This is a genomic window from uncultured Rikenella sp. (assembly GCF_910579375.1).
GTDB lineage: Bacteria > Bacteroidota > Bacteroidia > Bacteroidales > Rikenellaceae > Rikenella.
In genome coordinates, this window is record NZ_CAJTUJ010000166.1 from 1 (window position 1) to 4,035 (window position 4,035).

Below are 4,035 nucleotides of genomic sequence, written 5' to 3' on the forward strand. Positions count from 1 at the left end.
GCGATTCCTCTGGAATCGCCGTCCTCGGCAAGGGCGACGCTTTAGCGGCGCGTGGGGGCGCGCCGAGGACGAATCCGACAGATTTAGGTTGTGAATTGGGCCGTGAGTTAGGCTGAATGCTTGCGACCTGAAAGGTCGCGCGGGCCGCCGCCACCCCACGCGGCGGGCTATTATAGGCCGAGGATGAATTCAACAGAAAGGGGCAGAGAATTGGCTTGTTCTTTGGGGCGGGTTGGACGCCCGGGCGGAACGCAACGAACATCGTGAGTTTGCGGGCCTCCCGAGGGGGAGGCGTCCGGCCCGCGCGGTTCTGCGAACCGCAGGAGGCAGTTCCCAAACGAAGTTGCCATTAAAAAGACACAGAACTTCGCCCGTTTATTCCGAGAGGCAACGCAACTGAAAACCGTAGGCACGGTTGCTCGCATGGCAGGGAACGAACCACGGTATGTGGAAATTCAAATTCATGCCATCGGCATTGCTGACCGTCGCAGACCAGCTGTAACCGTCGCGGCCAACGTACATCAGATCGCCCAAACCCCCAAAGTTCCCCCCGTCGCGGAAGCCCGAGGCGGGCCGAGACAGTCAGAAAAAGCCACAGTTATTCACCCCGTAGAGAGTAAGAAACCATGACCCCCGTGCTCGAATGCGTGCCCAACTTCAGCGAAGGGCGCGACGAAAAGACCATCCAAGCCATCGTCCAGTCCGTCGGGAGTGTACCCGGCGCCTATGTGCTGCACGTCGACAGCGGCATCGCCGCCAATCGCACCGTCGTGACCTTCGCCGGTGCCCCCGAAGCAGTCGTCGAAGCCGCCTTCCGCGCCGTGCGCACCGCCGCCGAGCGGATCGACATGCGGCACCAGCACGGCGAACACCCTCGTATCGGCGCCACCGACGTGCTGCCCCTGGTCCCCGTTCGCGGGATCGACCTGGAGACCGCCGCCCGCCTTGCCCGGCAGCTCGCCGAAAGGGTAGGGCAGGAGCTCGGAATCCCCGTCTACTGCTACGAATCCGCCGCCGCCTCGCCCGAACGCAAAAGCCTCGAAGCCTGCCGCCGCGGCCAGTACGAAGGATTGCGCGAGAAGATGTCTGACCCCCGGTGGAAACCCGACTACGGCCCACAGGAGTGGAGCGACACCGTCGCCCGCACCGGCGCCAGCGTCATCGGCGCCCGGGATTTTCTGGGCGCCGTCAACTTCAACCTCGCCCCCTCCGGCGATCCAGTGAAAGATATAGCCACCGCCAAAGCCATCGCCCGCGAGATCCGGGCAGCCACCCGCGGCCCCTGGTCGCTGCCCGGCGTGAAAGCCATCGGGTGGTGGATTGAAGAGTACGGCATGGCCCAAGTCTCCACCAACCTGACCGACCTGCACGCCACCGGATTGGGCGCCGCCTATGATGCCGTCTCCGCCGCCGCCCTCCGCCACCGCGCCCGAGTGATCGGCACCGAAGTGATCGGCCTGCTGCCCGCCTGGGTGCTCGACGACGTCGGAGATATCGACCGCTTGGGCTTGGACAGCCTGCGCCCCTTCGGTCGTCCCTTCGACCCCGACCGGAAGATCATCGAACGCCTACTCCCGCACTAACGTCTCCCAGAGCAGATCCTTCAGCTCCCGGATATGCAGCCCCGCCACCGACGAGATAAAGAGATACGGCACCCCCCGCAACGTCTCCGCCCCCTCTATTTCCGCCCGGAGCCCCTCCGTCAGCTCCTCGTCCAGCATATCGCACTTCGTGACCGCCAGCAGCCGCCGTTTGTCCAGCATCTCCGGATTGTACAACCTCAGCTCCTCCAGCAAAATCCCGTACTCCCTCACAATATCCTTCGCATCCGCCGGCACCATGAACAACAGCACCGAATTGCGTTCGATATGGCGCAGGAACCTCGTCCCGATCCCCCTTCCCTCGTGCGCCCCCTCGATGATTCCCGGGATATCCGCCATCACGAACGAATGTCCGTCCCTCACCTCCACAATCCCCAGATTCGGCTCCAGCGTCGTGAACGCATAATCCGCGATTTTCGGTTTCGCCGCCGACACCACCGACAGCAGCGTCGACTTCCCCGCATTCGGAAACCCCACCAGCCCCACATCCGCCAACACCTTCAGCTCCAGCACGAACCACCCCTCCTGCATCGGCTCCCCCGGCTGCGCATACCGTGGCGCCTGATTCGTCGCCGTCCGGAAGTGCCAGTTTCCCAGCCCCCCGCGTCCCCCCCGCACCAGAATCACCTCCTGCCCCTCCTCCGTCACCTCCGCCACCACCTCGCCCGTCTCCGCATCCTTCGCCACCGTCCCCAGCGGCACCTCGAGCACGATATCCCGCCCGTTCCGCCCGTGACTCTTCGCCCCGTGCCCCCCCTCTCCGTTCTCCGCCATCTGGTGACGCTGGTATTTGAGGTGGATCAACGTCCAGTACTGGCTGTTCCCGCGCAGAATCACATGTCCGCCCCGTCCCCCGTCCCCTCCGTCCGGCCCCCCGAACTCGACGAACTTTTCGCGTCGGAAGTGGCTCGAACCCGGCCCCCCGTTACCCGAGCGCGCGTAAATCTTGACATAATCGACGAAATTGGAAGAAGCCATAAGATAATCGGTATTTTTTTTGAAGAGAGCGGCAAACCCCGTGCCGCCGCCCGAGACAAAAATACACTTTTTCGCCGATTCCCCACGATTCGTCCCCCGCAGCTCTTGTCCGAACCGGAAAAGTTCCCTATCTTTGCCCCGGTTTATTACCCGCCGATGTAGCTCAGTTGGCCAGAGCAGCTGATTTGTAATCAGCTGGTCGGGGGTTCGAATCCCTCCATCGGCTCCGCGTTTTGACGACCCGGGCGCTTTTCCCTGATGGGAAAAGCGCCCGGGTCGTTTCTTTTCAGCCGGCCTCTTATCGCTCGTTCCGTGCCACGTAGCGGTATACCGCCTCCGACACCTCTGCGATGATCCGCTCTGTCTCCTCCGCCGACACCTTCGAATCCCGTACAAACACCGCGATCGAATAGCGCTGCCCGTCCGGCAACTCCACGAACCCCACATCGTTTATTCCGATCCATTCTCCTTTCGGATTCCGGTCGCTCGTCCCCGTTTTGTGACCGATCACCGCCCCCGTCCCCGCCAACGGTTTCGCCAGCCGATTCCCTCCCGTGCGACATTCGATCATCGTCCGTCGGATAAAAGCGCGGCAGCTGTCCGAGACGATCTGCCGCGTCAGGAACCGCTCCATCAGCTCCACCGCCGCCAGCGGCGTCGTCCAATTCCGGTAGCACGCCGTCGGGTCGGCATGCATTTCCGCCTCCGTCGCCCCGATGGCGCAATCCCCGATGCCCAGCGACCGGACAAACCGCTCCGTCTCCGTCGGCCCTCCCGCCCGGTCGAATAGAATGTCGCACGCATTGTTGTCGCTCAGTTGCAGCGTATAGACCAGCAGCTCGCCCACCGACAGCTCGATTTCCCCCTCCGGGAAGCGATCTCGCAACGGGCTGTACGTATCGGGCAGCAGCGCCTCGCGCCCGATCGGAATCCGCCTCGCGAGCGACAATCCCTGTCTGTCGAGGTAATGAGCCACCGCCAGCGCCTGATGGAATTTGACGACGCTCATCATCGGATATCGCGCCTCGTTTCCGACCGTCACCGTGTCCCGCCCGTTGATCACCACCGCAATGCCGACCCGTGCCCGCTTGTCTGCCGTCACGTTTCTCAGCGTTTTCTCCAATTCGGCTCCTGCGACCGCTCCTCCGAGCAGCAACAGGATGAAAAACAATATCCGTTTCATACTTGTTAAAAAATCGATTTCTTGTACCCCGTTTTTGGCTACAGGAGGGTACTGTTCTTTTTAACTTCGCTGCGCTCGTTTTCCTCCTCGCCGCTCGGCAATTTGCAAATTGCGTTTGCATTGCTCTCGCTGGCAGCGTCGGTTGTGAACAAAAAGAACCAGAAAACCGACGCAGCAACCGAGCGCCATCAAACTTGTTTGAATGGCCGAGGTACAAGGAGGAACCGAGTAGCGTACCGAGAGCAGAGACCGTTTACGGACTATGCCGAGGTA

Annotated in this window: 4 protein-coding genes and 1 tRNA gene; 3 read left to right on the forward strand and 2 right to left on the reverse strand. The window is 62.1% G+C overall.

Features of this window, described 5'->3' with window-relative positions; all coding sequences use genetic code 11:
• Positions 1 to 626 precede the first annotated feature (626 nt).
• Positions 627 to 1,583 (forward strand): glutamate formimidoyltransferase, encoded by a 957-nt coding sequence (gene ftcD / locus QZ302_RS09140; protein WP_294594681.1) that lies wholly within the window; start codon positions 627 to 629, stop codon positions 1,581 to 1,583.
• On the opposite strand, the gene obgE is transcribed toward ftcD, so the two are convergent.
• Complete coding sequence (gene obgE / locus QZ302_RS09145; RefSeq protein ID WP_294594682.1) at positions 1,569 to 2,579, reverse strand: GTPase ObgE; 1,011 nt, start codon at positions 2,577 to 2,579, stop codon at positions 1,569 to 1,571. The genes ftcD and obgE overlap by 15 nt on opposite strands.
• Positions 2,580 to 2,731: 152 nt before the next feature.
• On the opposite strand from obgE, the gene QZ302_RS09150 reads away from it, so the two are divergent.
• Positions 2,732 to 2,805 (forward strand) — tRNA-Thr (locus tag QZ302_RS09150).
• Positions 2,806 to 2,877: 72 nt separating this feature from the next.
• Here QZ302_RS09150 and bla read toward each other — a convergent pair.
• Entirely contained in the window at positions 2,878 to 3,762 is an 885-nt protein-coding gene (gene bla, locus QZ302_RS09155; protein WP_294594683.1) for a class A beta-lactamase, subclass A2, read from the reverse strand.
• 21 nt (positions 3,763 to 3,783) lie between these two features.
• Here bla and QZ302_RS09160 point away from each other — a divergent pair.
• On the forward strand, positions 3,784 to 4,035 hold a 252-nt coding region (locus QZ302_RS09160), incomplete at its 3' end, for a hypothetical protein (RefSeq protein WP_294594684.1).